Origin of the sequence: Rhizobium deserti, from assembly GCF_004358025.1 — a bacterium.
Taxonomy (GTDB): domain Bacteria; phylum Pseudomonadota; class Alphaproteobacteria; order Rhizobiales; family Rhizobiaceae; genus Neorhizobium; species Neorhizobium deserti.
On the sequence record NZ_SMTL01000003.1, the window covers coordinates 345,168 to 371,973 of the forward strand.

Below are 26,806 nucleotides of genomic sequence, written 5' to 3' on the forward strand. Positions count from 1 at the left end.
GGCATGTTGTCAAGCCCGGCGCGACAGCATCCCATCTGGCTGACGGTGCCGGCAACGACTTGCGGGAAGCGTCGCGACCTCCCATATAAAGGCCGATCGGCGGGTCGAACCCGGACGCTGGTCAGGTCGCTTGTTGCAAGGACTGATCTATGACCCGGATCACGCCATTCGCGAACCCGCTCCTGCTGGGTTTCGATTCCATGGAGAAGACCCTTGAGCGCCTTGCCAAGGGCAATGACGGCTATCCGCCCTATAATATCGAGCGCGTTCGAGGTGTCGCTGGGGCACCGGAGCTGCTGCGCATCACGTTGGCGGTTGCCGGCTTTTGTGAATCCGAACTGGACGTGACCACAGAAGAAAATCACCTGGTGATCCGCGGCAGGCAGGTTGACCAGCCGGACCGGGACTACCTTTACCGCGGCATCGCGGCCCGCCAGTTCCAGCGCGTCTTCGTGCTTGCCGACGGCATGCAGGTGGAGGGGGCGAGTTTAAAGAACGGGCTTCTTGCGGTGGATCTTATTCGGCCGGAACCGGAACGCGTGGTGCGAAAAATTAACATTTCCGTCTCAGAGTAGATCAACGGCACTATGCCGGTGCGTCCTCAATACTGGAGGCTGGAAATGCTCCTTAAAGAAGCGAACATGCGTTTGACGCAGTCCGAACTTGCTCATCTGGGTGCCGGAGAGGTTGGATATATACGCAAAATGCGCTCCGAAGAAGTTTTGAGGTGCTTCCCGGAAGCTCCCGAAATCGATCCTAGCCTTGATCTTTGGGCATTGTTCGGCGCCGACGGCACGCCCATTCTGTTAACCGACAACCGCTCCAGCACCTTCTTCAAGGCTGCTGAAGACGACTTGAAGACCGTCAGCCTTCACTGAGCTTTCAGACCTTCTGAAACGTCAGATAGGCCGATGACCGGCCTTCGCGGCGGGCCTTGTTTTCGTATCTCGTACCTGGCCAGCCGGCGAACGGCGTCAGCCAATCCGAAGACTGCTGTGCCAGCCAGTCAAAGCCGCCATGGTGGCGGCAGTGGATCAGCGTCCAGTTGACATAGGTGTCTATGTCGGACGCAAAAAGAAAACGGCCGCCCGGCTTCAGAACCCGGTGAAAGCGACCGAGGTTGACTTGAGACACGAACCGACGCTTCCAGTGCTTACGCTTGGGCCATGGGTCCGGATAAAGCAGGTCGATGCGGTCGATGGAGCTATCCGGCAGCCAGTCCAGCACTTCCGTTGCATCGTCATCGTAAACGCGGATATTCTGAAGCTCGAGTTCCTCCACACGCGACAGCAGCTTCGCCATGGAGTTGACGAAGGGCTCGACGCCGACGAAGCCGGTCTGCGCCGCTTCCTGCGCCCGATGAATCAGGTGCTCGCCGCCGCCGAAGCCAATCTCCAGCCTCACCTCGCCCACCGAGACGGGAAAAAGCTGCTGCAGATCAGCAGGCGCTGCGGTTGCCAGGTCTAGCTTGAGCGCCGGCAAAAGCGTCGCCAGACCTTCCGCTTGGCGTTCGCGCAGCGGCTTTCCCTTGCGTCGCCCAAAAAACGCTTCGCTCGCGCGGCTCGGGTGCTGCTGGTCGGTCATGCCAAGGCTCTTTCAATAGATAAAGCGGATACCTCCGCCAGGAGGCATCCGCTTTACTGTTTTCTTGCGCGATCCGTAAAGAGCGATCAGGCGGCCTGCAGCGTTTCCGCCTTCAATGCGTCCTTCAACGGCTTGACCAGGTCGGTCTTTTCCCAGGAGAAGGACCCATCACGGCCGGCCTTGCGGCCAAAATGGCCATAGGCGGACGTCTTCGCATAGATCGGCTTGTTGAGGTCAAGATGACGGCGAATGCCGGACGGCGACAGGTCCATGCACTTGCGGATCGCCGCTTCGATCTGATCCTCGGTGACATCCTTGCCCGTGCCGTGCAGGTCGACATAGATCGACAGCGGTTGAGCAATGCCAATGGCATAGGAGATCTGCAGCGTGCAGCGGTCGGCCAAGCCGGCAGCGACGACGTTCTTGGCCAGGTAGCGGGCAGCATAGGCGGCAGAACGGTCTACCTTGGTCGTGTCCTTGCCCGAGAAGGCGCCGCCGCCATGCGGTGCTGCGCCACCATAGGTGTCGACAATGATCTTGCGGCCGGTCAGGCCGGCATCGCCATCAGGACCACCGATGACAAACTTGCCGGTCGGGTTGATGTACCACTTGCAGTCCTTGTCGACTGGCAGATCACCCAGCGCTTCCAGGATATAGGGTTCGACGACCTGCCGGACCTTCTTGGAGTCCCAGCTTTCATCGAGGTGCTGGGTCGACAGAACGATCGAATCAACGCCGGCCGGCTTGCCGTTCTCATAGCGGACGGTAACCTGGCTCTTGGCATCCGGTCCGAGCTTGCCGGCATCGCCTTCGCCCTTCTTGCGGGCTGTCGCGAGCAGTGCCAAGATCTTGTGCGAATAATAGATCGGTGCCGGCATCAAGTCCGGCGTTTCCTTGCAGGCGTAACCGAACATGATGCCTTGATCACCGGCACCCTCGTCGCCCTGCTTGTCGGCAGCACTGTCGACGCCCTGAGCAATGTCGGCGGACTGAGAATGGAGGAGAACATCGATCTTGGCGGTCTTCCAATGGAAGCCGTCCTGCTCGTAGCCAATATCCCGAATGGCCTTGCGCGCAGCAGATTTGAACTTTGAAGGATTGATGATGTCCTTGCCGTCCTTGTCCTTCTTCATCAGGCTCGGTGGCAGGCGTACCTCGCCAGCAATAACGACGCGGTTGGTCGTGGCAAGCGTTTCGCAGGCGATGCGCACTGTCCAGGGATCGATCCCGGTCTTCGCTGCTTCGCGGTAAACGAGATCCACAATTTCATCGGAAATACGATCACAAACCTTGTCCGGATGACCTTCGGCAACCGACTCACTTGTGAAGAGGTAATTTGCTCGCATTACGGGATTCCCCTCGAAAAAAGACGAACTATCTGTAGAACCGCCATCGACCAAAGACAAGCGTACAACGACATAAATATATCTTTATGCGTTAAAGAGAAGTTCGCCTGTGGTGGTGAGAACACAAAAAAAGCGGCTCAAAGGCCGCTTTTAAATGGAAACTGGTGGTTTAAGGCTATTCTACCTCGGCTTCCGCAGCCAAGGCCTTGACCAGATCAACCAGACGACGCCGAACCTTCGGATCGGCGATCTTGACAAAGGCGCGGTTCAGCTGAAGCCCTTCGGACGAAGACAGGAAGTCAACGACATAGTTGGAGCTGGACGCTTCAGCCATACCGGCCGTACCACCCGCCTGATCGCCTGGAGCATCTTCGAAGAAGAAGGAAACCGGCACATTGAGGATGCTGGAAATGTTCTGGAGACGGCTTGCACCCACGCGGTTGGTGCCCTTCTCGTATTTCTGGATCTGCTGGAAAGTAATCCCGAGGCTTTCGCCAAGTTTTTCCTGGCTCATGCCCAGCATGGTGCGGCGCAGGCGGATCCGACTCCCGACGTGGATGTCTATCGGGTTTGGCTTCTTCTTATTCTCGATCATAACGATGTCCTGACGAATTTTGCTGTTTCAATCCTCAACCCGGTCCGCGTGTGGAAATACACTTCGTGAGGTTAGGCACAAGGGGTCCAACATGTGAAGCATATGGCGGGACGAAAGGCCGCGCGCACTATGCAATTTTAGGGGTTTTAGGTCAATTCGTCCGGAATTTAAAACCTGCGCGCGAGCCGGCTGCAATCAAAACCATAGATGCCATTACCAACCAGAAGTAATTTTGCCGCTCTTGATTGTTCCAATGCGGAACAGATGTACTTCCGATGGTTGAGTCGATCACACCTTTTTGATTGTAGCCGAGTGCTTTTGTTAGCCTTCCGAACGGGTCGACAACGGCAGAAATACCGGTATTGGCACCTCGGATCAGCGGCAGGCCGGTTTCCACGGCACGTAACCGCGCCTGAAGAAAGTGCTGATAAGGACCAGGCGTTGCTCCAAACCATCCGTCATTCGTGACGTTCAGAAGAGCACTTGTGCGCTCGACGTCATCGGTGATTTCATTTGGGAATATGGCTTCGTAGCAGATCAGAGGATAGAAAGACTGTCCGCCCGGGAGCGTCAGCAGCGAAAGTGCCGGCGCCGCCGTGAAGCCCCCCGGCATGGCGATGGCATCGGTGACACCCAGGTAGCGCAGAATATCCTCGTAAGGCACATATTCCCCGTAGGGGACAAGATGAACCTTGTCCGAGGCGGATATAATCTGGCCCTGGCTGTCGATCACATAGATCGAATTGTAGAATCTCGGCGGCGATCCCGGGCCGGCGGCTTCGGAACGCACGACGCCGGCCACGAGCACTTGTCCGTCCTGCAGAACATCGGCGATCCGCGTCAGCGCATCGGGATTATCGGTAAGAATGAAGGGAACCGAGGTTTCGGGCCAGACAATGACATCCGGCCGCTTGCCGCCATCCTGAGGCGGCAGGGCGGAAAGCGCCAGATGCTCCTCGAAAATCGTCGCCCGCTCGGTGTCATCGAGCTTGCGGGACTGGTCAATGAGAGGCTGGACAAGGCGAACAGTTGTCTGCGTTCCACCTGCCGAGGACAGCAGACTGTCAGCACCCGACAAACGCCAGGCGCCAAAACCAAGGTGGGCGCATAACAGCAGGGCTGCGAGCGCCAGCCCGATCCGTATGCCCTTGCCGGTTCCGATCAAGGCGGGAGCCGCAAACACGAAGACCGAAAGCACGGTAACGCCGAACAGGCCGAGGACCGCGCCAGACTGCATCATAAGCGGAATGGGCATGGCCCCATAGCCGATGGCATTCCATGGGAAGCCGGTCAGCACGAAGCTGCGCAGCCATTCCGCCAGACCGAAGCCGAATGCCAGAGCGGCGATCCTGCCGAAACCATCCGACCATAGAAGGCTAGCGACAAGTGTCGCGAGCCCGTAGAAAAGTGCCAGATAGGCAGGCAGGCCGAAGACGGCGAGCGGCAGGGCCCAGGCGAAGTCCTCAGCATCCACGAGAAGTGCATTGCCGAGCCACCAAAGCCCGGCGACGAAATAGCCGAACCCAAACATCCATCCCAGCAGGAAGGAGGAGCGGAATTTAACGAGAATGCCGCCATCCGGGCTGCCGGTGGAGCCATCCATCAGCCAGACCAGCAGCGTGAAGGAAACAAAGAAGGCGCCAAAGAACCCGAAGGGAGGAAGCGCAAGCGCGCCGATCGCCCCGGCCAGAAAAGCAAGAGCGAGACGCGGAAAGCCCCAGAGAAGCATGATCCTGCCCGCTAGCCGCTCCATGAACTTCCCCTTCGCCCGAATCTGACGTCAATCTGCCAAGAATACGGCGGGTTGTCCTGGTCGTGACCGTTGAACATCAATTGTTCGGCCGCTCGCCGTTCTGGCGATCAGGCGGAGGCAGGAGAATGGTCGGCGTCTGGTCGCTCAGCAGGGCTTCGGTCTCGCCCTTGAGCAGACGGCGGCGCGCAAGCGCCCGCTTGCGCATGATGCGGACGCGTTTGATGCGCCGTGGATCCGCATCAAGGATCTGAAACTCAAAGCCCGGCACTGCCTGGACCACTTCGCCGCGCACAGGAATGCGGCCAAGCGCCGAGAAGATCAATCCTCCGAGCGTATCCACGTCTTCGAGGCGGTCACGAATGTCGAAGTCCGAACCGATTGCCTTGGCAATCTCTTCCAGTTCGATGCGGGCATCGGCAACGAAGACGTCCTCGCCGCTGCGGGAGAACATGACTTCCTCGTCGTCATGCTCATCCTCGACGTCGCCGATGACCATTTCGACGATGTCCTCGTGCGAAACCAGGCCGTCGGTGCCGCCATATTCGTCGATCACCAGGGCGAGCTGGGTGCGGGCCGCCTGCATGCTTTGCATCAGGTCGGATGCCAGCATGGAGGGCGGCACGAAGAGGATCTTGCGGATCAGCCCGGCTTCCGCAGCCGTCTGCTCAAGATCGACCCGAGCCAGATCGAAGGCCGGCTTTGGCGTGCGCACAACCTTTTCAGGCTTGTCGCCCGCGGAAGCAGAGGGCGACATGGAGGCTGCCGCACGCGAACTTACCCGGCGCTTGTTGCGCGCCTGCTTTGCCAGATAGGAAAGAAGGTCGCGGATATGCACGAAACCGCGGGCGTCATCGAGATTGTCGCCGTAAACCGGCATGCGCGAACGGCCGGTTTCTTCGAAATGGATCATCAACTCACCTATGGTGATGTTCATGTCCACCGCCTCAATATCGGCGCGCGGCACCATGATGTCCTGAACGCGCACTTCGCGGAAGCGCAAGATATTGTGCAGCATGGCACGCTCTTCCGGAGAAAAGGCACTGCTGACACTGGTATCTGTCATCAAGGCGTCGGCAAGGTCCTCGCGCAACTGCTCGCCTTGCGAAGGCCGGAGCAGCCGGACTACCCGAGACCAGAAGGTGCTTTGCGTTCTGGCCGGAGTTTCTGTCCTGGACGGACTACTGCCTTCCTCCGAAGAGGAAGAGTCGCCATCCTTGCCCTCTCGGGCGTCGTTTGTCGAAAAGTCGTTCATATCTCTCAGACTACACTATCGGGTCCTGCCCCGCATAGGGATCAGATAGGCCCAGTTTCGCCAAAATGCGAGTCTCAAGGCTTTCCATTGCTTCGGCTTCGTCTTTTTCCATGTGGTCGTAGCCGAACAGATGGAGAAATCCATGAACGAGCAGATGCGTCAGATGATCCTCGAAACTCTTCTCCAGATCGGCCGCTTCGCGCTCCACCGTCTCCCGAGCGATAGCGATATCGCCCAGCATAGGGCCAGGCATACCGCCCGGCTCCAGCGGAAAGGCAGGAAAGGACAGCACATTGGTCGGCTTGTCCTGGCCGCGCCATTCCGCATTGATCTCGCGGATTGAAGCATCATCGGTAAAGACCAGCGACAGTTCCGGAGGCAGTTTTGGAAAAGGCTGCTTTTCCTCCATCGCCAGGAAATGAGCGGCAGCGGAGAGCGTCTTTTGCGCTATAGCCGCCAAGACCGCCTCATCCGGCCAGCTTACGTCTTCGACGCTGATCTGTAAGTCGAGTTCAGGCATGATGATGGTCTCGGCTTTCAGCGCTCGAGATCCTCGCTCTCCTCATGCACCGCATATTGCGCGTCGTAAGCGCGCACGATCCGCCCGACAAGCGGATGGCGAACCACGTCGACATCCTTGAACCGCACAACCGAGATGCCTTCCACGCCCTTGAGGATCTGCAGGGCTTCCACCAGACCGGACTTGACGCCGCGCGGCAGGTCGACCTGGCTCGGGTCGCCGGTCACGATCATCCGGGCATTCTCGCCAAGACGGGTCAAAAACATCTTCATCTGCATTGATGTCGTGTTCTGCGCCTCGTCAAGGATGACCGCCGCATTGGCGAGTGTGCGTCCTCGCATGAAGGCGAGCGGCGCGATCTCGATTACCCCGGCCGTGATGGCACGATCAACCTTGTCAGCCGGCATCATGTCATAGAGCGCGTCGTAGAGGGGCCGCAGATAAGGATCGACCTTTTCCTTCATATCCCCCGGAAGGAAGCCGAGCCGTTCGCCCGCCTCGACGGCCGGACGGGACAGGATGATCCGATCAATCGCGCCGCGCTCGAGCAACTGGGCTGCCTGGGCAACCGCGAGATAGGTCTTGCCTGTGCCGGCAGGGCCGACACCGAAGACCAGTTCCGCGCGCTCCAGCGCCCGCATATAGGCATCCTGGGTCGGCGTACGGGCAATGATCGTCTTCTTGCGGGTCGAAATCTGCGCCATGGATAGCTTTGCTTTTCGCTCGAGCGTCGGCAGCTGAAGCTGGTCGTCGGCCGCCTGCGCCATCCGGATCGCGCCTTCTACGTCCGACACCTCGACTGCGCCGCCCTTCTGAAGCCTTTCATACAGGAAATCGAGGGCGCGCCGCGCCTGGTTGGTGGCGGTGAGGTCCCCCGATATGGCGACCGAATTGCCACGCGGGCGCGCATCGATGTGCAAACGCTCCTCGAGCAGTTTCAAATTCTGATCGAACTGTCCGAAAAGCTCGCTGGCAAACCTATTGTTCTCGAAGGTAAGGACAAAGTGATTGGCGTCGGTCGCGGCGGTGCGGGATTGGCGCGCGGATGAAGAACCCAGTTCACGTCCGTTCAAGTAGGCAAGCTCCCAGCTAATCTAGGCCCCTATTAAGCTCTCAGCCGGTTCGGCAAACAAGCTGTTAGGGCCGGTTCCGATGATTCGTACCTGGATAATGTCACCGATCTGCGATGTTTTTGCATCAACATTCACCGATTGCAGCCAGGGCGAGCGTCCAATGACCTGTCCCGGCATCCGGCCAGGCTTTTCCAGCAACAGGTCGATGACCTTCCCAACACAGGATTTGGCGAATTCACCCTGCTGTTTCAAGAGCAGGCCCTGCAATCTTTCAAGACGCTCGGCCTTGACCTCTTCCGGCACCTGATCGGCGAGATCGGCTCCCGGCGTGCCGGGGCGGGTCGAATACTTGAAGGAATAGGCCTGTGCGTAATTGACCTCTTCAACGATGCGGAGCGTATCTTCGAAATCCTCATCCGTTTCGCCCGGAAAGCCGACGATGAAATCGCCCGACATGGCAATATCCGGCCGCGCTGTGCGAATGCGCTCGATCAGGCGCAGATATTCGGCACCGGTGTGGCGACGGTTCATGGCTTTCAGGATGCGGTCGGATCCGGCCTGCACCGGCAGGTGAAGATAGGGCATCAGGTTGCGCAGATCCCGATGCGCCTCGATCAGCCGATCGTCCATGTCGCGCGGATGGCTGGTCGTATAGCGCAGCCGGGCAAGGCCCGGGATCTCGGCCAGCCGGTAAAGCAGATCGCCGAGGCTCCATTCGCCGCCGAGCGGCCCCTTGGCGCGCCAGGCATTGACGTTCTGGCCAAGAAGCGTGATTTCGCGCACGCCGCCATCGACCAGGCGCTGCGCCTCATCGACGATCTGTCCGACGGGCCGAGACACTTCCGATCCACGGGTATAAGGCACGACGCAGAAGGTGCAGAACTTGTCGCAGCCTTCCTGGACAGTGAGAAAAGCGGTGACGCCGCGGGCGCGGATCTTCGACCTGTCAGTCGCCGGCAGGTGTTCGAACTTGTCCTCGAGCGCATATTCCGTATCGACAACGGGCTTGCCGTTGCGCGCTTGCCTGAGCGCCTCCGGCAGACGGTGGTAAGTTTGCGGACCGATCACGACATCGACGGCCGGCGCCCGCCGGATGATCTCCTCGCCCTCCGCCTGGGCGACGCAGCCGGCGACGCCGATCATCAGCTCCCGGCCTTCGGCGGCACGCGCCTTCTTCATGTCGCGCAGGCGCCCGAGCGCGGAATAAACCTTGTCGGCCGCCTTTTCCCGGATATGGCAGGTGTTGAGAAGGATGAGGTCAGCCTCCCCCATCTCTTCGGTCGTCACATATCCTTCGCTTGCCAGGGCATCGCCCATCCGCGTGGAATCGTAGACATTCATCTGACAGCCATAGGTCTTGATGAAGACCTTGCGGCTGTTGGTGCGCTGAACCGGTTCTTCAGCGGGAAGCGAAAGGGAGACGTGTTCGTTCATGGGCTCGGTCCATAGCGCAGACGCACCGGAAATTGAAGCCTTTCCTTGAAAGTGTCCTCAAGCGGCGTCGTATTCGCGGCCCCGCAAATGCCGGATCAGCATGCGCCGCATCCTGCTCGTGACCTTCTGGCTCAGATGTTTCCGGTTGTCGCCGGCGCGGAAATCAATGGCCTCGCCGAGCGCGACATCCACATCCAGGGCACCCTCCTTCAGCACTCCAAGAAGATGCGGCAACATTTCGATATCGCCGGGCCAGGCCGCGATCGGCCTGTGGAACCGCCCCATGGCCATGCCGTGAACGCGTGTATAAGCAATGGCGACCGGCTGAACATGCACAAGTTTTTCCGCCGTATGCGGTGCTGCAGCCGCAGCGGCGCCAAACAGCGACGACTTGACCTCCATCAGCCGATTGCCATCGGACGTGGTCCCTTCCGGGAACAGCACGACGATCTCGCCGGCATTCATGCGCGCCGCGATCTCGTTGACTTGCTCACCGGTGCGGCGTTTTTCCTCGCGCACCACGAAAATGCTCTTCTGAAGCCGGGCAAGCGGCCCGAAGATCGGCCATTTCGCCACCTCCGCCTTGGCGATGAAGACGACGTCCGCCACAGCGCCGAGAACGAGAATATCCTTCCAGGATACATGATTGGAGGCGAGCATGAGCGGGCGCCGGGTTTCAAGCCTGCCGTGAACATGGATGCGGATGCCGAGCAGCCAGCAGGCAGATTTATGCCAGTAGCGGGGAATGCGGCGGCGCATCTTAAGATCGAAGGCCAGTCCGATCAGCTGGAATGGCAAAAGAACAAGGGTGACGACGAAGAGAGCGACGAGTACCCAGGCGATCCGCAGCTTGGTGATCACTGGTCGTCCTTGTCCAGCGGGATGCCGTAAAGCTCCAGCCGGTGGCCAACGAGCCGGAAACCGTGTTCCCTGGCGATGCGCTCCTGCAGCGCCTCGATTTCGGCCGAACGAAACTCGATGACCGTGCCGGTCTTTACGTCGATCATGTGGTCGTGGTGTTCATCCGGCACCGTCTCGTATCGCGACCGTCCGTCGCGAAAATCGTGCCGCTCGATAATGCCCTCGTCTTCGAACAGCTTGACCGTCCGATAGACCGTCGAGATTGAGATGCGCGGATCTACTTTCGAGGAACGCCGATACAGTTCCTCCACGTCCGGATGATCGTCGGACTCCTGGAGTATCCGGGCGATGACGCGGCGCTGATCCGTCATGCGCATGCCTTTTTCGGCACACAGCTCCTCCACGGTCTTGGAAAGGTCTGTCATGACGTCCCGGCCTTCGAATACATTACCACTTTAGATTAGGGACTAGCGAAGAACACGACTCATGACAAGCGCCGCAGACCGGGTGCCATCGGGGCCGGTATAATAGGCCGGCCTCTCGCCCACCTTGGCAAATCCGAGCTTGGCGTAGAGGTCAACCGCAGCTTTGTTGGCAGCTTCCACCTCCAGGAACATGCTCTCTCCGCCGCGCGCCGCCGCTTCCCGAAGCGCTGCCTGCATCAGCCGCCAGCCCAGCCCCTGGCGGGCAAATTTTTCGGCAACCGCGACGGTCAGGATTTCCGCCTCGCCGGCGGTCTCGCGCGACAGGATAAAGCCACCCATCGGCTTGGAAAAGAAGGCATTGGTCTGCCGGGCCACGAAGCCGAAGACATTGTTCTGCAGGAGCAGGTTCTGAAATTCCCCGTCGCTCCAGCGGCGCGGAAAACGCTGCCCGTGGAGTTCTGAAATTTCAAGGCAGTCAGAGACCTCCATCGGGACGATCTCGAAAAAGGGCTTCCAGCTAAGATAGTCTTCAAACATTGGTCATTCACGAACGGGCTAGCGCTGGACATCCGCTTGCTTCGGAGCGCCATGCGCGAAATCAAAGGCTCCAGCCTCCCGTCAGGAGGCCGTGGACGGCGCGCGGCGCTGCAGCGCGAATCCTACCTGAGGTTTGGCATCCGGGCCACGAAGATACAATGGCTTTGGCCGGGCTGCACCCAAAGGTTTTTCAGCTCCGATGCGCGCGGCCACGGCAATATCGAACCGGTCGCGATCGTGGAACTCATCCGCACCAGTGGACTCGGCTGCCCTGCTCCACGAACCCGTCACCTTTGCCGACAAGCTCGTGACAAGGGCTGTCACGTCTTCCGGGGAGAGTGCGGCGGGTTCGCCGCTCGGCGCCCCGTCGGCTGCAAAAGCTTGCGCATAGACTTCGTTGCGCTTGGCATCCATGGCGACGACAACGGGCGTCTCCGGATGAGCGGCAAGATGGCTGCGTGCCAAAATCTCGAGTGTCGTCACACCGACGGATGGGATGCCGAGCGCCAGGGCCAGACCTCGTGCTGCCGCGACGCCGACGCGAATGCCGGTAAAGGAACCGGGGCCGATAACGACAGCGACACGCTCGACGGCTTTTAGGGGCAATACAGCCGCGGCAAGAGCCTCGTCGATCACCGCCATCAGCCGTTCGGCGTGGCCCTTGCCGATCGTCTCGGTAATCGTGGACAAAACTCTGCCCGCCGCACTGTCGTAAAGCGCAGCCGAGCAGTCAACGCCGGCGGTATCAATGGCCAGAACGATCATGGAAAACGTGCCGTCGAGGCTAGAGAGCCTCGACCGCCTGAACTTCGGGTACGAAATGCTTCAGCAGGTTCTGGACGCCGTGCTTCAGCGTTGCGGTCGACGAGGGGCAGCCGGAACAGGCACCCTTCATATTGAGGTAAACCGTGCCGCCCTTGTAACCCTTGAAGGTAATGTCGCCGCCATCCTGGGCAACAGCGGGGCGAACCCGGGTTTCCAGCAGTTCCTTGATGGTTGCGACGATCGTCTCGTCGTTCGCGTCGAAGAACTCGCCTTCTTCATCGGATGCTTCCGCAAGCGTCGACGTGCCACCCATGACCGGCTGGCCGGACATGAAATGCTCCATGATGGAGCCGAGAATGGCCGGCTTCAGGTGCTGCCATTCGGCGCTTTCCTTGGACACGGTAATGAAGTCATAGCCGAAGTAAACGCCGGCCACGCCGCCGATCTCGAAGAGACGGGCAGCAAGCGGGGACGCCTGCGCTTCCTCGGCATTGCGGAAATCAGCCGTACCCTTATCCATGACGACCTTGCCCGGCAGGAACTTCAAGGTGGCGGGGTTGGGCGTGGCTTCGGTCTGGATGAACATCGCGTCTCTCCTGGGCGTATCAGCCCCAAACTTAGAACTCTTCCAAAGAAGATAAGCCCGATCAGCTTTCCGTTCAAGTGCGCCTTAATGGGCGTTGGGTCAAGAGTGCGTCAGGCGAGCGCGTCGATTTCCTCGTCCGTCAGGGTTTCGGGCAGAACCGTGACAGGGATCGGGAAAGACGCACCGCGGCCGACGACGGCTGAAACCAGTGGCCCCGGCCCTTCCGAGGCGGAACCGGCCGCCAGCACGAGAATGGCAATATCGCGGTCCTCTTCCACCAGCATGTTGATCTGCTCCGTGGCGCTTCCCTCACGGATGACGATTTCCGGGTCGATACCGATCGACTCGCGGACCTTCTGAGCGGCCTTGGCCATCACGGCCTCCGCTTCCTCACGCGCTTCGGCGCGCATGATCTGCTCGACGCCGAGCCATTGCTGGAAATCACCCTCCGGAATGACGAAAAGCAGCACCAGGCCGCCATTGGAATTCTTGGCGCGGCGGCCCGCATAGTGGACAGCGCGCTCGCATTCCGGCGTCCCGTCGATCACCGCCATGAACTTGCGCCTGTGACCCTCGAGCCGTGAAAGCCGTTTCGAAACCATGCTTGCCCCTCTTCCCCGTCCATGCGGCACGACGGCCGCAGCGAGAAACTTATACGATGCGACGAAAATGAAAACCCGCCGCGGATGCCGCAGCGGGTTCTGGTCAGTGCAGCAAGAGTGATATCAGCGTAGGAAGCCGACGATATCGAAGACGTCGTTCATGACGGCTTCGGCTCGCGCACGCGCCCGCTCGCCGCCGTCCTTGAGAATGGCATCGATATGGCTCGTATCGTCCATCAGGCGGCGCATTTCACTGGTGATCGGCGCCAGCACATGCACCGCGAGATCGGCAAGCGCCGGCTTGAAGACTGAAAATTGCTGACCGCCGAATTCGCTGAGCACGTCCGCTTTCGACTTCTCCGCCAGCGCAGCATAGATGCCGACGAGATTGTCCGCTTCCGGACGACCCTTCAAACCCTCGACGTCGCTCGGAAGTCCCTCCGGATCGGTCTTCGCCTTGCGGATCTTCTTGAGGATTTCGTCGGCATCATCCATCAGGTTGATGCGCGACAGGTCCGATGGGTCGGATTTCGACATCTTCTTCGTGCCGTCTCGCAAGGACATGACACGCGGTGCAGGACCCTCGATCAGCGGCTCGACCAGCGGGAAGAAGCCGTGGATCGGCTCCTCGCCGACGACCATGTCGACGCCGGTGCCGGCTGCGCGGATCTTTTCCTGAAAATCGATGTTGAACTTCTGGGCAATGTCGCGCGCGAGTTCCAGGTGCTGCTTCTGGTCGTCGCCGACGGGCACATGCGTGGCGCGGTAGACCAGAATGTCGGCGGCCATCAGGCTCGGATAGGCAAGCAGGCCAAGCGAGGCGTTCTCGCGGTCCTTGCCGGCCTTGTCCTTGAACTGGGTCATGCGGTTCATCCAGCCAATGCGGGCGACGCAGTTGAACACCCAAGCCAGTTCCGCATGCTGCGGCACAGCCGACTGGTTGAAGACGATGTGCTTGTTCGGGTCGATGCCCGATGCGATGAAGGCTGCGGCGATCGAACGGATCTGGCCCCGCAGATCGTCATGCACGAGCTGGGCGGTGATCGCATGCAGATCGACGACGCAATAGATGCAATCGTTGTTTTGCTGCAGCGCCACGAATTTGCGGATCGCGCCGAGATAGTTGCCGAGATGGAGATTGCCGGTCGGCTGCACGCCGGAAAACACAAGCGGCTTGAAACTGTTCATATTGTCCTCGATCAGGCTGGTGGAGGGCCTCAGGCCAGAGCATGCAAAGCCGGAAAGGGTGTATTTCCGGCGCCCTTGCATGCCATTGGCCATGTAGCTAACGGGCGGGCTTATGCACGGCCCGCCGGGACGGATCAAGAGGCGGTTGCGTCTGCGTGCTGAATGAGGTCCCACAGATTGCCGTAAAGATCGGAAAACACCGCGACCGTGCCGTAAAGCTCCTGGCGCGGCGCCTCGAGAAAGCGGACGCCCTTGCCCTTCATGGCGGCATGATCCCGGAAGAAATCGTCGGTCTTCAGAAAGAAGCTGACCCGGCCCGCGGTCTGATTGCCGACGACCTCTTGCTCGACCGCGACATCAGCGCGCGCCAGGAGAAGCCCGGCGCCGTCGCCGCCCCGAGGCTTTACGACCAACCAGCGCTTGCCTTCAGGAAGCGGACTGTCGAACACGCATTCGAAGCCGAGTATATCGCAGTAGAAATGCTTGGCCCTGTCATAATCGTCGACGACCAGAGTGACCAGAAAAATGGATTGATCAGTCATCTCGTGCTCCAAAAACCGGTCGCTTGCGGGTTATCGCTGCCTGCTTGCTGCATTGAAAGCAGAAAAATCATGTTTCTGCTTTCGGTTTGAAGATGGCGCCGTCATCGGCAGTAAAGACCTGAAATCCAGGGACTCAAGAGCAAATTCTTCCCCCCGTACCGCGCAAGTGGTTAACAGAGATTCATACCTGAGGCAGATCGAATCAAAATTGAAGCAAATTGCTCCTTATTGACGTCACTTTTTGGAATGAAATGCTCTTCCTGAAGCAAGTGGCCAGCCATGACGGCAGGTCCATTTACAGGGGATACCATGCGCATCTTTTTTCGCGTCGCGCTTGCCTGCCTCATAACGGCTGGCCTCACTTTTCACGCCGAAGCAGGCGATAGTCAAAAACGCCGCAGCTCGACGATCAAACACGATTACTCTGCGTTCTATACGGTGCAAAGGATCAGCGTCCGAACGAGCTGCTTTCCTGACCGGCTGGAGGCTATCCTTGCGCATATTGCGCAGAAGACCGGCCAGAAGCCGGTGGTAACGTCCGGACATCGTCCGCATTCCGGTGGATCCCAGCATAGTCACTGCTATGCAGCCGATATTCGCGTTCCCGGCGTTTCCGAAAAAGCGGTGCTTGCCGCGGCCGCCAGCGCACCCGGTATCGGGGGTATCGGCCGTTACTGCAATGGCATCGTCCATGTGGATGTCGGACCGCAACGCCGATGGGTGCATTGCGGCAAGGGCCAAGGCAGCCTTGCGAGCCTCAAACGCCGCGGCCGCGCCTAAAGATCTCGGCTCCCGCTATTCCGTCGGGTCCGAAGTGGTTTTAGGCTTCCGCTTCATGTTGCGCTTGATCATGCCGATATCGGCGCCACCGATCAGGAAGGCTGAAGCGAAATACACCACCATGGCTAGGGCAAGCAGGCAGGCAAGGGCTGCAATCTGCTGAACCAGGGCAGCCTGCGGGACCAGCCAGGGCTGCGCATAGGGCAGTGCATAAAGAAGGGCTCCAGCCATGATTCCGGTCGCCACCAGAAGCAGGGCAGTGCGTTTTGCCAGCGCCCATTCCCAGACAAGATCGCCGCGCCAAACAAGCGTCGAAAACAGAAGTACGGTATTGACCCAGCCGGCGCTCGCCTCGGCCGTCGCGATTCCGCGTTCGGCAATCAGCGGAAAGAGCGAGATGGCCAGCCCTGAATTGATGACCACCGAGATCATCGTGAAGCGCATCGGCGTGCGGGTGTCTTCGCGGGCATAGAAGCCCGGCTGCAGCGCCTTGATCAGCACGAAGCCGGGCAGACCGAGCCCATAAATGGCAAGGATGGAAGCGACCACTGCGGTATTTTCCGCCGCAAACGCCCCACGCTCATAAAGCACCCGGATGATGGCGTCCGAAAGGATCCAGAGCCCCGCAGCGGCCGGAAGCGTCAGGAACAGCACGAATTCGATGGAGCGGTTCTGGATATTGGCAGCCTCTCGGGCATGACCGCCCTTCAGAGCCCGCGCCAGTTCCGGCAGGAGCACGACGCCGACGGCCACACCGACAACGCCGAGCGGCAGCTGGTAGATGCGGTCGGCATATTGAAGCGCAGCAATCGCGCCTTCCTTGCCGGAAGCTATCGCTTGGCCGATGATCTGGTTGATCTGGGTGATGCCGCCGGTGACGGCGGCCGGAACGGCAAGCACCAGCAGACGCTTGACATTGGCTGTCATCCGCGGGCGCTTGAAGCCGATATTGATGCCGGCATAGCGCACGCCGACATAAACCACAGCAAGCTGCAGGACGCCTGCCACCAGCACGCTCCACGACAGATACCAGGCAATCGTCAGCGGGTCAGCCTTGATCCAGAGCCCGTAAAACAGTGCAGCGATCATCACCACGTTGAGGAAGACCGGGGCAATCGCGGCGGCAAAGAAATGATGCAGTGAATTGAGCATGCCGCTCATCATTGCGGTCAGCGACATGCACATCAGGTAGGGGAACATGACCGCCGCCATGCGCACGGTAATCGCGGTCTTTTCGGCATCATCGGCAAAACCGGGCGCGATGATCCACTCGACCAGCCAGGGCATCATCAATTCCATGACGATGGTGATCAGCAGCAGGGCCGAAAACAGTACGCCGAAGACTTCTTCGGAAAAGCGCTTGGCGCCCTCCACGCCGTTCGCCTCGATCTCCTTGGAAAACAGCGGCACGAAGGCTGCATTGAAGGCGCCTTCCGCAAACAGCCTGCGAAACAGGTTGGGAAAGCGGAAGGCGGCATAGAAGACGTCGGCCATCGGCCCGGTGCCGAGTGCCGCCGCCATGAAGGTTTCGCGCGCAAAGCCGAAGACGCGGCTGCCGAGCGTTGCGCCGGCAACCGTCGCGAATTTTCTCACAAGGCTCATGGGTGGCGGCTCATCAGCTCGTGCCCATGCATCATGCCCCGGCCTTGGCACGTCGTGATGGCGACGGCGATACGGTGGCCGCCGGCGACGGGGCGATGATGCCTGACGGCATGCCGGTGCGCAATTCATCCTCCTGATCGGCCATCACCGCCTTCAGCCGCGCCGAGATATTCCCCTGCCGGTTCTCGTTGGTGACCTTATGACCGAAGAGATCGATGACATAGAAGGTGTCGATGACCTTTTCGCCGAAAGTGGTGATGCGCGCCGAATGAATGTCGAGCGAGAGATCCGCAAGCACGGCGGTAATGTCGGCCAGCAGGCCGGTGCGGTCGAGACCTTCAACCTCGATGACCGTGAATTTGTTCGACAGGCTGTTGGCAATGATGACCGAAGGCGGGACAGTGAATGTCTTGTTGCGCTTGCGGGACTTCGCCCGCGTAGCGATGACTTCCGGCAGGCGCTTCTTGCCTGAGAGCACGTCTTCGATCATCCGGCCGATCGTGCCCGCGCGCCGCATTTCGTCCTCATCCACCTGAAATTCGCGATTGATGAGGATGGTGTCCAGCGCCCGCCCGTCGGAGGTCGTGAAGATTTGGGCATCGGCAATGTTGGCGCCCGCGGCAGCGCAGGCACCGGCGATGATCGACAGAAGGCGCGGATGGTCAGGCGCCAGGATGGTGATTTCGGTGATCGCATGGAAGCTGTCCGTGCGGACCATGGTCGCCAGCGCCTGCCCCGCGCGGTCGGCATCGCGAATGAATTGCGCATGCCGAACCTGATCCTCGAGCGAGACGGAGAGAAGATAGGGCTGGTAGTGCAGCTTCTGGTAAGTGCGACGCTCCTTAGGCGTCCAGTCACTGAGCGCCTTGGCCAGCGCTTCTTCCGCCACCTGCGCCCGTTCCTGGCGAGACACTTCCGAAAAGCCGCCGGAAAGCAGCAGTTCCGTCTCGTAGTAAAGGGTGCGCAGGAGCTGCCCCTTCCAGCCGTTCCAAACGCCCGGTCCGACGGCGCGGATGTCGCAGATGGTCAGGATCAGCAGGAGCTTCAGCCGATCCATGGACTGGACCTTCTCGGCGAAATCGGTGATCGTCTTGCGGTCGTGCAGGTCGCGGGTCTGGGCCGTCATCGACATGATGAGGTGCTCCTCGATCAGCCAGACGACCAGCTCCGTCTGCTTCGGATTGAGGCCGAGGCGGGGGCATAGCTTGCGAGCGATCTTGGCCCCTGCGAGCGAATGATCTTCTTCGCGGCCCTTGGCAACATCGTGCAGCAGAACCGCGACGTAAAGGACTTCACGCTCCTCGACGCCCGGCATGATCTTGTTGGCGAGTGGATGGATGTCGCCGGCCTTGCCCTGATCGATTTCGGCCAGCGCGTCGACGGAACGGATCAGGTGCTCGTCGACGGTGTAGTGATGATACATGTTGAACTGCATCATCGCCACGACCTTGCCGAATTCGGGAATGAAGCGGCCGAGCACGCCGGCCTCGTTCATGCGCCGCAGCATCAGGGCCGGGTCGCGGCGCGAGCTCAGCATGGACAGGAAGAGGCGGTTGGCCTCGGCGTTTTCCCGTACGCCATTGTCAATGAGAGACAGCGAGCGGGTCATCCGCTTCAGCGCATCCGGATGCAGTTCGAGACCGGTGATGTCGGCCACATGGAAGAAGCGGATGATGCTGACGGGATCACGCTTGAAGACTTCCGGATCGGCGAGCGTGATACGGCCGCGATCCTCGACGAATTTCACCGTGCCGGGGATCTTGTGCAGCCGCTTGGTGAAGCGGGAAATGACCCGCCGAGTCAGTCCCGGCGCTTCCTTGGCCTGCTTTTCTTCGAGCGCGGCGCAGAGGATCCGGGTCAGGTCGCCGACATTCTTGGCCACCAGGAAATAGTGCTTCATAAAGCGCTCGACGGCCGAAAGGCCAGGGCGGGCATTATAGCCGAGGCTTTCGGCGATCTCGCGCTGGATATCGAAGGAAAGCCGCTCCTCCGCCTTGCCCGTCAGGAAATGCATCTGGCAGCGCACCGCCCAGAGGAAGTCGTCGGCCTTTTCGAAGGAGCGCGCCTCCTCGCGGGAAAGAACGCCGAGCTTTACCAGCTCGGTTGTTTCGCGCACCCGGTAATAGTATTTGGCGATCCAGAAAAGCGTATGGAGATCGCGCAGACCGCCCTTGCCTTCCTTCACATTCGGTTCGACCAAATAACGCGTGTCGCCGGCCTTCTGGTGGCGTTGGTCCCGTTCGGCGAGCTTGGCGGCAATGAATTCCGGCCCGGTATCGGCAACCACTTCCTGGTCGAAGCGAGTTTCCAGTTCACTGACCAGCATCTGGCTACCGCAGATGGAGCGGCATTCCAGGATGGCGGTGCGGATCGTCATGTCGGTCTTCGACAGACGGATGCATTCTTCCACCGTGCGGGTGGCATGGCCCACCTTGAAGCCCATGTCCCACAGCACGTAGAGCAGGAACTCCACTGCCTTTCGCATATTGTCGGTATTCTTTTCCGGCAACAGGAACAGCAGGTCGATATCCGATCCGGGGGCCAGCGTGCCGCGGCCATAGCCGCCGACGGCTGCAACAGCGATCGCCTCCCCTTCCGCATAAAGATGCGCGGCGATCGTCTGGTGGAGGATGCAGATCAGCTGATCCTGAACCCAGGAGATGCGCCGGGCGCAATTGAGACCGCTGCCATCCTTGTTCAGGAGGTCTCGCGCCTTCTGGCGGCCTTCCGCGCTGGCCCGCTTGAGGATCGGGAGAAGGGTTGCCCGTGTTTCCAGCAGCGGGCAATCCCTGCCTGTGAACACCGCTTCGCACTCCTCTTTCAGGCGTGCAACATCAAGGAGCTCGGAAAAATCGATATCGTGTCTTGCCATGTCATCCCACCGGTGCCGGCCTGCCGGGGAGGCTTGCGGATATGTTTCGGGCACCTGACCAACGATTATTACCGCTGGACGTTTCCAAGTTGTTGCTTCGAGGCCCGAAGGTCAAGCCCGTGATTTCCTGGACCGGCTTTCCTCCCCTGCCCTGTTCTCGGCCCGATATTGCGCCGGGGTCTTGCCCATGACCCGCCGGAACTCACGATTGAAGTTCGATTTGGTGGAGAAGCCGGCATCCAGCATGACCTGGGTCACCGTGGATTTCTGTTCTACCAGAAGCCGGCAGGCTTCCGCCACACGCCGGTTGTTGACGAATTGCGAGACGTTCAGCCCCGTCGCCCTGTTGATGGCCGCCGATACCTCTCGGGCGGGAAGACCCGCCTTGCGCGCGAGTTTCGCCAGGCTCAAACCTTCGTCGCGATAGAGGGCTCCGTCCTCCAGAGCCGCTTTGACGCGCGCCACCACTGCCTCGTCGGCGACACTCGGTACCATTGCACGAGGCTGGACGCTTACCCTCGGGCGGGAGGTTTGCGGCAAAAAATAATAGACGGCGACAGCTGCGAACGCAGCAATATTCATGATCGTGACCACGAACGGCACGTCCTGCGTCCCCGCATAGCTCGTATAGACAGCCAGCGCCGCGTCGCTGATGGCGAAGAACAGCATGAGGCCGGCCGTCAGCCGAGCTGCTCGCAACGCCGGGCGCATCCGCGGCAGGGACGCCTCGGCCATGACGTCGCCTCCCGCTTCCCCAGGGCTGGAGAGGGTCATGCGCCAGATCGCCAGGCCGTAGCCAAAGAAGATCACAAGAAGCAGAGGGTCCACGAGGTTGCGATATAAGGTGCTGGCGACAGCTACGGCGGCAGCCGGTGCCAGATGCAGCCAGGGCCGGTTCAGCCTCTGCCCCGCCAGGCCCCGAAAGGCCAAAAACGCCAGCGGCGGCATGAGCGCCGCCGTCACCGGCAGAAGCCGGCTCAGACCGTCGACACCGTATCCGAACCTCAAGCCCACTCCGATGCCTTGAAGAGCGTAGAGCAGAAGGAAAGCATGGAAATACCTGCGGGTGCCGGGCACATCGACGCCTTTCAATCCGTCATGGAGCGTCAGCGCAAAGGCAAGGCCAGCGAGGAATGGGAGTGGAACGGACAGCACTGGAAACCCAAGGGCAAGCGGCTTCGATCATGTTTCCTTAAAGCCTAACACGTCCCGGCCGGAAAGGCATGTGGATTGCCCCGCAGTCTGCAGGGACGCTCGCTTGCATGGGAAACAAGCGCGCTCGGCTTGGACCTCGATCAGCTGTTAAGTGGCGAGCTGTTTCCTCAGCGCGTAAAGCGTGTCCAGCGCCTCGCGCGGCGTCATCTCGTCGGGATTGATGGCTTTCAAGGCCTCTTCCACCTTGGACGGGCCGGTGCGTCGGGCTTCCTCGCGACGCACCGCGACCTGGAAGAGCGGCAGGTCGTCGATCAGCTGGCTTGCCGGGTTCTTACGGTCGGAATCTTCCAGCTTGGCCAGCACGTCGCGGGCGCGGGTCACGACCGAATGGGGAAGCCCTGCAAGCCGGGCGACCTGAATGCCATAGGAGCGGTCTGCGGCACCCGGCCCCACCTCGTGCAGGAAGATCACCTCCCCGTCCCATTCCTTGACCTTCATCGTCGCGTTGGAAAGCCGGTTCAGCTTTTCCGACAGCACCGTCAGCTCGTGGAAATGGGTGGCGAACAGGCCGCGGCAGCGGTTCGCCTCATGCAGGTGCTCGACCGCCGCCCAGGCGATGGACAGGCCGTCGAATGTGGCGGTGCCGCGGCCAATCTCGTCGAGAATGACCAGCGAGCGGTCGCTTGCCTGGTTGAGGATGGCTGCCGTCTCGACCATTTCCACCATGAAGGTGGAACGGCCGCGGGCCAGATCGTCGGAGGCACCGACCCGCGAAAACAGCCGATCGACAATGCCGATATGAGCCGAGGCCGCGGGCACGAACGAACCCATCTGGGCAAGGATGGCGATCAGCGCGTTCTGGCGCAGGAAGGTCGATTTGCCGCCCATATTGGGACCGGTCAGCAGCCAGAGCGCACCGAATTCACTAGAGCCTGTTGGCGACAGGTCGCAGTCATTGGCGATAAACGAGCCGACGGACTGTTTGCGCAGCGCCTGCTCGACAACCGGATGGCGCCCGCCCTCGATCGAAAACATGCGGCTGCCATCGACGATCGGGCGGCGGTAATTCCACTCCTCGGCAAGCATGGCAAGGCCGGCAGCAACATCGACAACAGCCAGCGCGCGGGCACCGGCCTTGATGGCCTCAGCCTGCGCCGTGACGGCCGAGACCATTTGGCCGAAAGCTTCCAGCTCAATTGTCAACGCCTGGTCGGCGGCATTGGCTATGCGGGTTTCAAGATCGGCGAGCTCGGTCGTGGTGAAGCGCATGGCACTGGCCATGGTCTGGCGATGGATGAAGCGCGCCTTGCCCTCGGGCGTCTCGGTCATCGATCCCGAATTGCCGGCGGTGACCTCGATGAAATAGCCAAGGACGTTATTGTGCTTGATCTTCAGCGACTTGATGCCGGTTTCCTCGGCATATTGCAGCTGCAGGGCGGCAATGACCCGGCGCGACTGGTCACGCAAAGCGCGGACCTCATCCAGCTCCGCATGGGCGCCATCGGCAAGAAAGCCGCCATCGCGCTTCAGGAGCGGCAGTTCATCGGCAAGCATGTTGGCCAGCAGGCTTTCCAAGGAGGACGGCAGCGCCTTCAGGTCGGCAAGCGCATCGGAAAGCTCTTCAGGAAGCATGGCCTTGTCGAGAAAGGCGGCCACCCCACGCGCGGCTTCCAACCCTGCCAGGATGGCGCCGAGATCACGCGGTCCGCCCCTCTCCAAAGCCAATCGCGAAAGGGCGCGTGGCATGTCGGGAACATGCTTCAGCGACGAGCGCAGATCCGAGCAAAGTCCCGGCTCCTCACGAAGGAAGGAGATGGAATCGAGGCGCCGGTTGATCCGTTCCGGGTCGGTCAGCGGCGACATCAGCCGTTCAGCCAGAAGGCGGGCACCACCGCCGGTCACGGTGCGGTCGATTGCCTTGAGAAGCGTACCCTCCCGCTCACCGGAAAGCGTCTTCGTCAGTTCGAGGTTGCCACGGGTGGCCGGATCGATGAACAGCGTCGAAGCACCGCTTTCGCGCTCCGGCCGGCCGAGCGGTGGTCGCTCAGCGATCTGCGTTTTTTCGACATAGGCGACAGCGGCAGCGGCAGCGGCGAGTTCGGAGCGGGAGAAGGTACCGAAGCCGTTCAGCGTGCCGACGCCGAAATAACGGGCGATGCGGCCTTCGGCGCTGGCGCTGTCGAAAAGGACGGATGGCTGCGGCACCGCCACCTTGCCCAGCACGTCGAAGACCGGCTTCAACTCGGCGTCGTGGAACATGGTGTCCGGCAAGATCAGTTCCCGCGGCTCGATGCGCAGGATGTCCGCAAGCAGCCGCGACGGGTCGGTTTCGGCCAGTCGGAAGATGCCGGTGGAGATGTCGATCCAGGCAAGCGCCATCTGCGCCTCGGCAGACCCTCGGATACGGGCCAGCGCCATGAGATAATTGGATTCGGAGGCGACGAGCAGCTTTTCCTCGGTGATCGTGCCGGGCGTGACGAGGCGCACGACGTCCCGCTTCACCACCGATTTCGACCCGCGCTTCCTCGCCTCTGCCGGATCCTCCACCTGCTCGCAGACGGCGACGCGGAAACCCAGCCCGATCAGCTTCTGGAGATAATCGTCGGCCGCATGGATCGGCACGCCGCACATGGGAATATCCTGCCCCATATGCTGGCCGCGCCGGGTGAGGGTAATGCCGAGCGCCCGCGAGGCATCCACTGCATCCTCGAAGAAGAGCTCGTAGAAATCCCCCATGCGGTAGAAGAGCAGCGAACCGGGATTGTTCGCCTTGATCTCGATATACTGCTCCATCATCGGCGTCGCCGAAGCGCGGCTCTGCTCCGACGCCAGTTCGGCGGCGTTGAGAGCTTCGATGGAGAAACGTTCGAACTGAGTCACGGGACGGTTTTTTGTTGCGCGCTGGAACTGGCGACACTATCGGTGAAACCCCTATAAACACAATATCTAGAGCAGTCCCGGGAGCGACTGCCCACAAAAAGCTGGAGGATACATGCCCGCCAAAGACAATGCCGGAAACGGGACCAACCGTACGCGCGCATCGGTCACCGAGCAGGAAGCGCTGGATTTCCATTCTCAGGGCCGGCCGGGCAAGCTGGAGATCAGTCCAACCAAGCCTATGGCGACTCAGCGCGACCTGTCGCTTGCCTATTCTCCCGGCGTTGCCGTGCCCGTAAAGGCGATCGCCGCGGATCCTGCGGCCGCTTACGATTACACGACACGCGGCAATATGGTCGCGGTGATCTCCAACGGCACCGCCATCCTTGGCCTCGGCAATCTGGGTGCTCTCGCCTCCAAGCCTGTCATGGAAGGCAAAGCCGTGCTCTTCAAGCGATTCGCTGATGTGGATTCCATCGATCTCGAGGTCGATACGGAGAATGTCGACGAATTCATCAACTGCGTGCGCTACCTCGGCCCCTCCTTCGGCGGCATCAACCTTGAGGACATCAAGGCGCCGGAATGCTTCATCATCGAGAGCCGGCTGCGCGAACTGATGGACATCCCGGTCTTTCATGACGACCAGCATGGTACGGCGATCATTGCGGCCGCCGGTCTCATCAATGCGCTGGAACTGACCGGTCGCGACCTGAAGACGACGAAGCTGGTCTGCAACGGTGCAGGCGCAGCCGCGATTGCCTGCGTGGAGCTCATCAAGGCGATGGGCTTCAATTCGGAAAACATCATCCTCTGCGATACCAAGGGCGTCATCTACCAAGGCCGCACCGAAGGCATGAACCAGTGGAAGAGCGCGCATGCGGTGAAGACCGACCGCCGCACCCTGGAAGAAGCCATGAAGGGTGCCGACGTCGTGTTCGGCCTGTCGCAGAAGGGCGCCTTCACGGAAGAGATGATCCGCTCCATGGCCGACAAGCCAATCATTTTCGCCATGGCCAATCCCGACCCGGAAATCACCCCGGAGGAAGTGGCGCGCATCCGTGACGACGCGATCATGGCGACCGGCCGTTCGGACTATCCGAACCAAGTCAACAATGTGCTCGGCTTCCCCTATATCTTCCGCGGTGCACTCGACGTGCGTGCCAGGCAGATCAACGACGCGATGAAGATCGCCGCCGCCCGGGCGCTGGCGGATCTGGCGCGGGAAGACGTGCCGGACGACGTCGCCGCCGCTTATCAGGGCAACCGCCCGCGCTTCGGCGCGCAGTACATCATCCCGGTGCCCTTCGATCCGCGGCTGATCTCGGCCATTCCGGTTGCCGTCGCGAGGGCTGCGATGGAAAGCGGCGCGGCGCGGCGCGATATTGCCGATCTCGACGCCTATGCCGCCGAGCTTTCGGCCCGACGTGATCCGATCGCAGCCACGACGCAAGGCATTTATGAGCGGGTTCGCCGCTTTCCGAAGCGGGTCGTGTTTGCCGAGGCCGAGGAAGAGCAGGTCATGCGGGCAGCGATCTCGTTCACCCATCAGAAGCTCGGCACGGCAATCCTGCTTGGCCGCGACGATGTGATCCGGGCGACTGCGGAAAAGGCTGGCATCGACCTCGACCGCCCCGGCGTCGAAATCGTCAATGCCCGCCTTTCCAACCGAGTGGAGGCGTATATCGATCACCTTTATGCGCGGCTGCAGCGCGAGGGCTTCCTGCACCGCGACGTGCAGCGGCTGATCCACAATGACCGCAACCATTTTGCCGCCACCATGGTGGCAATCGGCGATGCCGACGCCATGGTGACCGGCACGACTCGCAATTATGCGACGGCCCTTTCCGACGTGCGCCGCTGCATCGACGCCAAGCCGGGCCACAAGGTGATCGGCGTGTCGCTGGTGATTTCGCGCGGACGGACGATCTTCGTGGCCGATACCGCCGTGCACGACATGCCGAATGCCGAGCAGATCGCCGACATTGCCGTCGAGGCAGCACGCGTCGCCAGACGCATGGGATATGAGCCGCGCGTCGCATTGCTGGCCTATTCCACCTTCGGCCAGCCCATCGGCGAGCGCTCGGAGCGGGTGCGCGAAGCCGTCAAGATCCTCGACAGCCGTCGCGTCGATTTCGAGTATGACGGCGAGATGGGCGCCGACGTGGCGCTTAATCAGCACCGTATGGAACAGTATCCGTTCTGCCGGCTTTCCGGCACGGCCAATGTGCTCGTCATGCCGGCCATTCACTCGGCGTCGATCTCGACCCGGATGCTGCAGGAACTCGGCGCCTCGACGGTCATCGGGCCGCTGCTTGTCGGCCTCGACAAGTCGGTCCAGATCACCCAGATGGGCGCCAAGGATAGCGACATCGTCAACATGGCGGCGATTGCGGCTTACAATGCAGGAACCTAAGGCTGCTTGAAAGCCGGACCCAAGCGGACTAAGTTCAGTAAACT

24 protein-coding genes are annotated in these 26,806 nt (G+C 60.7%); 4 read left to right on the plus strand and 20 right to left on the minus strand.

Going from position 1 to position 26,806, the window contains the following annotated elements:
• Window positions 1-149: 149 nt before the first annotated feature.
• Window positions 150-575, plus strand: a complete 426-nt coding sequence (locus tag E2F50_RS13745) for an Hsp20 family protein (RefSeq protein WP_133316730.1) — start codon at window positions 150-152, stop codon at window positions 573-575.
• A gap of 45 nt (window positions 576-620) precedes the next feature.
• Window positions 621-878, plus strand: a complete 258-nt coding sequence (locus E2F50_RS13750) for a BQ00720 family protein (RefSeq protein WP_133316731.1) — start codon at window positions 621-623, stop codon at window positions 876-878.
• 4 nt (window positions 879-882) lie between these two features.
• Here E2F50_RS13750 and trmB read toward each other — a convergent pair whose 3' ends face one another.
• The 16 genes from trmB to E2F50_RS13830 all read right to left on the minus strand — a co-directional run bounded on the left by trmB (window position 883) and on the right by E2F50_RS13830 (window position 15,063).
• Window positions 883-1,584, minus strand: a complete 702-nt coding sequence (gene trmB, locus E2F50_RS13755; RefSeq protein WP_133316732.1) for a tRNA (guanine(46)-N(7))-methyltransferase TrmB — start codon at window positions 1,582-1,584, stop codon at window positions 883-885.
• Window positions 1,585-1,670: 86 nt separating this feature from the next.
• Window positions 1,671-2,930 carry a methionine adenosyltransferase gene (metK, locus tag E2F50_RS13760; protein ID WP_133316733.1) on the minus strand — a complete coding sequence of 420 codons (1,260 nt, stop codon included), beginning with the start codon at window positions 2,928-2,930 and terminating at the stop codon, window positions 1,671-1,673.
• 175 nt (window positions 2,931-3,105) lie between these two features.
• Complete coding sequence (locus E2F50_RS13765) at window positions 3,106-3,525, minus strand: helix-turn-helix domain-containing protein (RefSeq protein ID WP_133316734.1); 420 nt, start codon at window positions 3,523-3,525, stop codon at window positions 3,106-3,108.
• A gap of 151 nt (window positions 3,526-3,676) precedes the next feature.
• Window positions 3,677-5,278 carry an apolipoprotein N-acyltransferase gene (lnt, locus tag E2F50_RS13770; protein WP_133316735.1) on the minus strand — a complete coding sequence of 534 codons (1,602 nt, stop codon included), beginning with the start codon at window positions 5,276-5,278 and terminating at the stop codon, window positions 3,677-3,679.
• 76 nt (window positions 5,279-5,354) lie between these two features.
• Window positions 5,355-6,530, minus strand: coding sequence for a hemolysin family protein (locus E2F50_RS13775; RefSeq protein ID WP_133316736.1), 1,176 nt, complete (start codon window positions 6,528-6,530; stop codon window positions 5,355-5,357).
• Between the two features lie 10 nt (window positions 6,531-6,540).
• A complete protein-coding gene (gene ybeY, locus E2F50_RS13780; RefSeq protein WP_133316737.1) occupies window positions 6,541-7,050 on the minus strand; it encodes an rRNA maturation RNase YbeY in 510 nt (169 codons plus the stop codon).
• Window positions 7,051-7,067: 17 nt separating this feature from the next.
• Window positions 7,068-8,123: a PhoH family protein gene (locus E2F50_RS13785; RefSeq protein ID WP_133316738.1), complete on the minus strand. Its 1,056-nt coding sequence runs from the start codon at window positions 8,121-8,123 to the stop codon at window positions 7,068-7,070.
• Window positions 8,124-8,144: 21 nt separating this feature from the next.
• On the minus strand, window positions 8,145-9,557 hold the full coding sequence (miaB, locus tag E2F50_RS13790) for a tRNA (N6-isopentenyl adenosine(37)-C2)-methylthiotransferase MiaB (RefSeq protein WP_133316739.1): 1,413 nt from the start codon (window positions 9,555-9,557) through the stop codon (window positions 8,145-8,147).
• Window positions 9,558-9,614: 57 nt separating this feature from the next.
• Window positions 9,615-10,418 (minus strand): lyso-ornithine lipid O-acyltransferase, encoded by an 804-nt coding sequence (gene olsA, locus E2F50_RS13795; RefSeq protein ID WP_425375388.1) that lies wholly within the window; start codon window positions 10,416-10,418, stop codon window positions 9,615-9,617.
• A complete protein-coding gene (locus E2F50_RS13800) occupies window positions 10,415-10,843 on the minus strand; it encodes a Fur family transcriptional regulator (RefSeq protein ID WP_133316740.1) in 429 nt (142 codons plus the stop codon). Before E2F50_RS13800 ends, olsA begins: the two co-directional genes overlap by 4 nt.
• A gap of 42 nt (window positions 10,844-10,885) precedes the next feature.
• Window positions 10,886-11,380, minus strand: a complete 495-nt coding sequence (locus E2F50_RS13805) for a GNAT family N-acetyltransferase (RefSeq protein ID WP_133316741.1) — start codon at window positions 11,378-11,380, stop codon at window positions 10,886-10,888.
• Between the two features lie 81 nt (window positions 11,381-11,461).
• On the minus strand, window positions 11,462-12,145 hold the full coding sequence (gene tsaB / locus E2F50_RS13810; RefSeq protein WP_133316742.1) for a tRNA (adenosine(37)-N6)-threonylcarbamoyltransferase complex dimerization subunit type 1 TsaB: 684 nt from the start codon (window positions 12,143-12,145) through the stop codon (window positions 11,462-11,464).
• A 19-nt stretch (window positions 12,146-12,164) separates the two neighbouring features.
• Window positions 12,165-12,731, minus strand: a complete 567-nt coding sequence (locus E2F50_RS13815) for a NifU family protein (protein ID WP_133316743.1) — start codon at window positions 12,729-12,731, stop codon at window positions 12,165-12,167.
• 110 nt (window positions 12,732-12,841) lie between these two features.
• Complete coding sequence (locus E2F50_RS13820; protein WP_133316744.1) at window positions 12,842-13,333, minus strand: universal stress protein; 492 nt, start codon at window positions 13,331-13,333, stop codon at window positions 12,842-12,844.
• A gap of 123 nt (window positions 13,334-13,456) precedes the next feature.
• Window positions 13,457-14,521 (minus strand): tryptophan--tRNA ligase, encoded by a 1,065-nt coding sequence (trpS, locus tag E2F50_RS13825; protein WP_133316745.1) that lies wholly within the window; start codon window positions 14,519-14,521, stop codon window positions 13,457-13,459.
• A 134-nt stretch (window positions 14,522-14,655) separates the two neighbouring features.
• On the minus strand, window positions 14,656-15,063 hold the full coding sequence (locus E2F50_RS13830; RefSeq protein WP_133316746.1) for a VOC family protein: 408 nt from the start codon (window positions 15,061-15,063) through the stop codon (window positions 14,656-14,658).
• Window positions 15,064-15,372: 309 nt separating this feature from the next.
• Between E2F50_RS13830 and E2F50_RS13835 the strand changes: the two genes are divergently transcribed.
• On the plus strand, window positions 15,373-15,843 hold the full coding sequence (locus E2F50_RS13835; protein WP_133316747.1) for a peptidoglycan L,D-endopeptidase MepK: 471 nt from the start codon (window positions 15,373-15,375) through the stop codon (window positions 15,841-15,843).
• Window positions 15,844-15,858: 15 nt separating this feature from the next.
• Here E2F50_RS13835 and murJ read toward each other — a convergent pair whose 3' ends face one another.
• The 4 genes from murJ to mutS form a co-directional block, all read right to left on the minus strand.
• Window positions 15,859-17,445: a murein biosynthesis integral membrane protein MurJ gene (gene murJ / locus E2F50_RS13840; RefSeq protein ID WP_133316748.1), complete on the minus strand. Its 1,587-nt coding sequence runs from the start codon at window positions 17,443-17,445 to the stop codon at window positions 15,859-15,861.
• Window positions 17,446-17,476: 31 nt separating this feature from the next.
• Complete coding sequence (locus tag E2F50_RS13845) at window positions 17,477-20,317, minus strand: [protein-PII] uridylyltransferase (RefSeq protein ID WP_133316749.1); 2,841 nt, start codon at window positions 20,315-20,317, stop codon at window positions 17,477-17,479.
• A gap of 111 nt (window positions 20,318-20,428) precedes the next feature.
• Window positions 20,429-21,472 (minus strand): helix-turn-helix domain-containing protein, encoded by a 1,044-nt coding sequence (locus E2F50_RS13850; RefSeq protein WP_133316750.1) that lies wholly within the window; start codon window positions 21,470-21,472, stop codon window positions 20,429-20,431.
• A gap of 147 nt (window positions 21,473-21,619) precedes the next feature.
• Window positions 21,620-24,268 carry a DNA mismatch repair protein MutS gene (gene mutS / locus E2F50_RS13855; protein ID WP_245515431.1) on the minus strand — a complete coding sequence of 883 codons (2,649 nt, stop codon included), beginning with the start codon at window positions 24,266-24,268 and terminating at the stop codon, window positions 21,620-21,622.
• A gap of 196 nt (window positions 24,269-24,464) precedes the next feature.
• Here mutS and E2F50_RS13860 point away from each other — a divergent pair, with 196 nt between their 5' ends.
• Window positions 24,465-26,762 (plus strand): NADP-dependent malic enzyme, encoded by a 2,298-nt coding sequence (locus E2F50_RS13860; protein WP_133316752.1) that lies wholly within the window; start codon window positions 24,465-24,467, stop codon window positions 26,760-26,762.
• The last annotated feature ends 44 nt before the right edge of the window (window positions 26,763-26,806 follow it).

Bases quoted from the DNA above. Each gene is read 5' to 3' on its own strand.
- E2F50_RS13860 (WP_133316752.1), top strand. From the start codon at position 24,465: ATGCCCGCCAAAGACAATGCCGGAAACGGGACCAACCGTACGCGCGCA.
- E2F50_RS13765 (WP_133316734.1), bottom strand. From the start codon at position 3,525: ATGATCGAGAATAAGAAGAAGCCAAACCCGATAGACATCCACGTCGGG.
- trmB (WP_133316732.1), bottom strand. From the start codon at position 1,584: ATGACCGACCAGCAGCACCCGAGCCGCGCGAGCGAAGCGTTTTTTGGG.
- E2F50_RS13775 (WP_133316736.1), bottom strand. From the start codon at position 6,530: ATGAACGACTTTTCGACAAACGACGCCCGAGAGGGCAAGGATGGCGAC.
- E2F50_RS13820 (WP_133316744.1), bottom strand. From the start codon at position 13,333: ATGGTTTCGAAACGGCTTTCACGGCTCGAGGGTCACAGGCGCAAGTTC.
- E2F50_RS13805 (WP_133316741.1), bottom strand. From the start codon at position 11,380: ATGTTTGAAGACTATCTTAGCTGGAAGCCCTTTTTCGAGATCGTCCCG.
- E2F50_RS13815 (WP_133316743.1), bottom strand. From the start codon at position 12,731: ATGTTCATCCAGACCGAAGCCACGCCCAACCCCGCCACCTTGAAGTTC.
- lnt (WP_133316735.1), bottom strand. From the start codon at position 5,278: ATGGAGCGGCTAGCGGGCAGGATCATGCTTCTCTGGGGCTTTCCGCGT.
- trpS (WP_133316745.1), bottom strand. From the start codon at position 14,521: ATGAACAGTTTCAAGCCGCTTGTGTTTTCCGGCGTGCAGCCGACCGGC.
- murJ (WP_133316748.1), bottom strand. From the start codon at position 17,445: ATGAGCCTTGTGAGAAAATTCGCGACGGTTGCCGGCGCAACGCTCGGC.
- metK (WP_133316733.1), bottom strand. From the start codon at position 2,930: ATGCGAGCAAATTACCTCTTCACAAGTGAGTCGGTTGCCGAAGGTCAT.
- tsaB (WP_133316742.1), bottom strand. From the start codon at position 12,145: ATGATCGTTCTGGCCATTGATACCGCCGGCGTTGACTGCTCGGCTGCG.
- E2F50_RS13845 (WP_133316749.1), bottom strand. From the start codon at position 20,317: ATGGCAAGACACGATATCGATTTTTCCGAGCTCCTTGATGTTGCACGC.
- mutS (WP_245515431.1), bottom strand. From the start codon at position 24,268: ATGATGGAGCAGTATATCGAGATCAAGGCGAACAATCCCGGTTCGCTG.
- E2F50_RS13800 (WP_133316740.1), bottom strand. From the start codon at position 10,843: ATGACAGACCTTTCCAAGACCGTGGAGGAGCTGTGTGCCGAAAAAGGC.
- ybeY (WP_133316737.1), bottom strand. From the start codon at position 7,050: ATGCCTGAACTCGACTTACAGATCAGCGTCGAAGACGTAAGCTGGCCG.
- E2F50_RS13750 (WP_133316731.1), top strand. From the start codon at position 621: ATGCTCCTTAAAGAAGCGAACATGCGTTTGACGCAGTCCGAACTTGCT.
- miaB (WP_133316739.1), bottom strand. From the start codon at position 9,557: ATGAACGAACACGTCTCCCTTTCGCTTCCCGCTGAAGAACCGGTTCAG.
- E2F50_RS13830 (WP_133316746.1), bottom strand. From the start codon at position 15,063: ATGACTGATCAATCCATTTTTCTGGTCACTCTGGTCGTCGACGATTAT.
- E2F50_RS13835 (WP_133316747.1), top strand. From the start codon at position 15,373: ATGCGCATCTTTTTTCGCGTCGCGCTTGCCTGCCTCATAACGGCTGGC.
- E2F50_RS13745 (WP_133316730.1), top strand. From the start codon at position 150: ATGACCCGGATCACGCCATTCGCGAACCCGCTCCTGCTGGGTTTCGAT.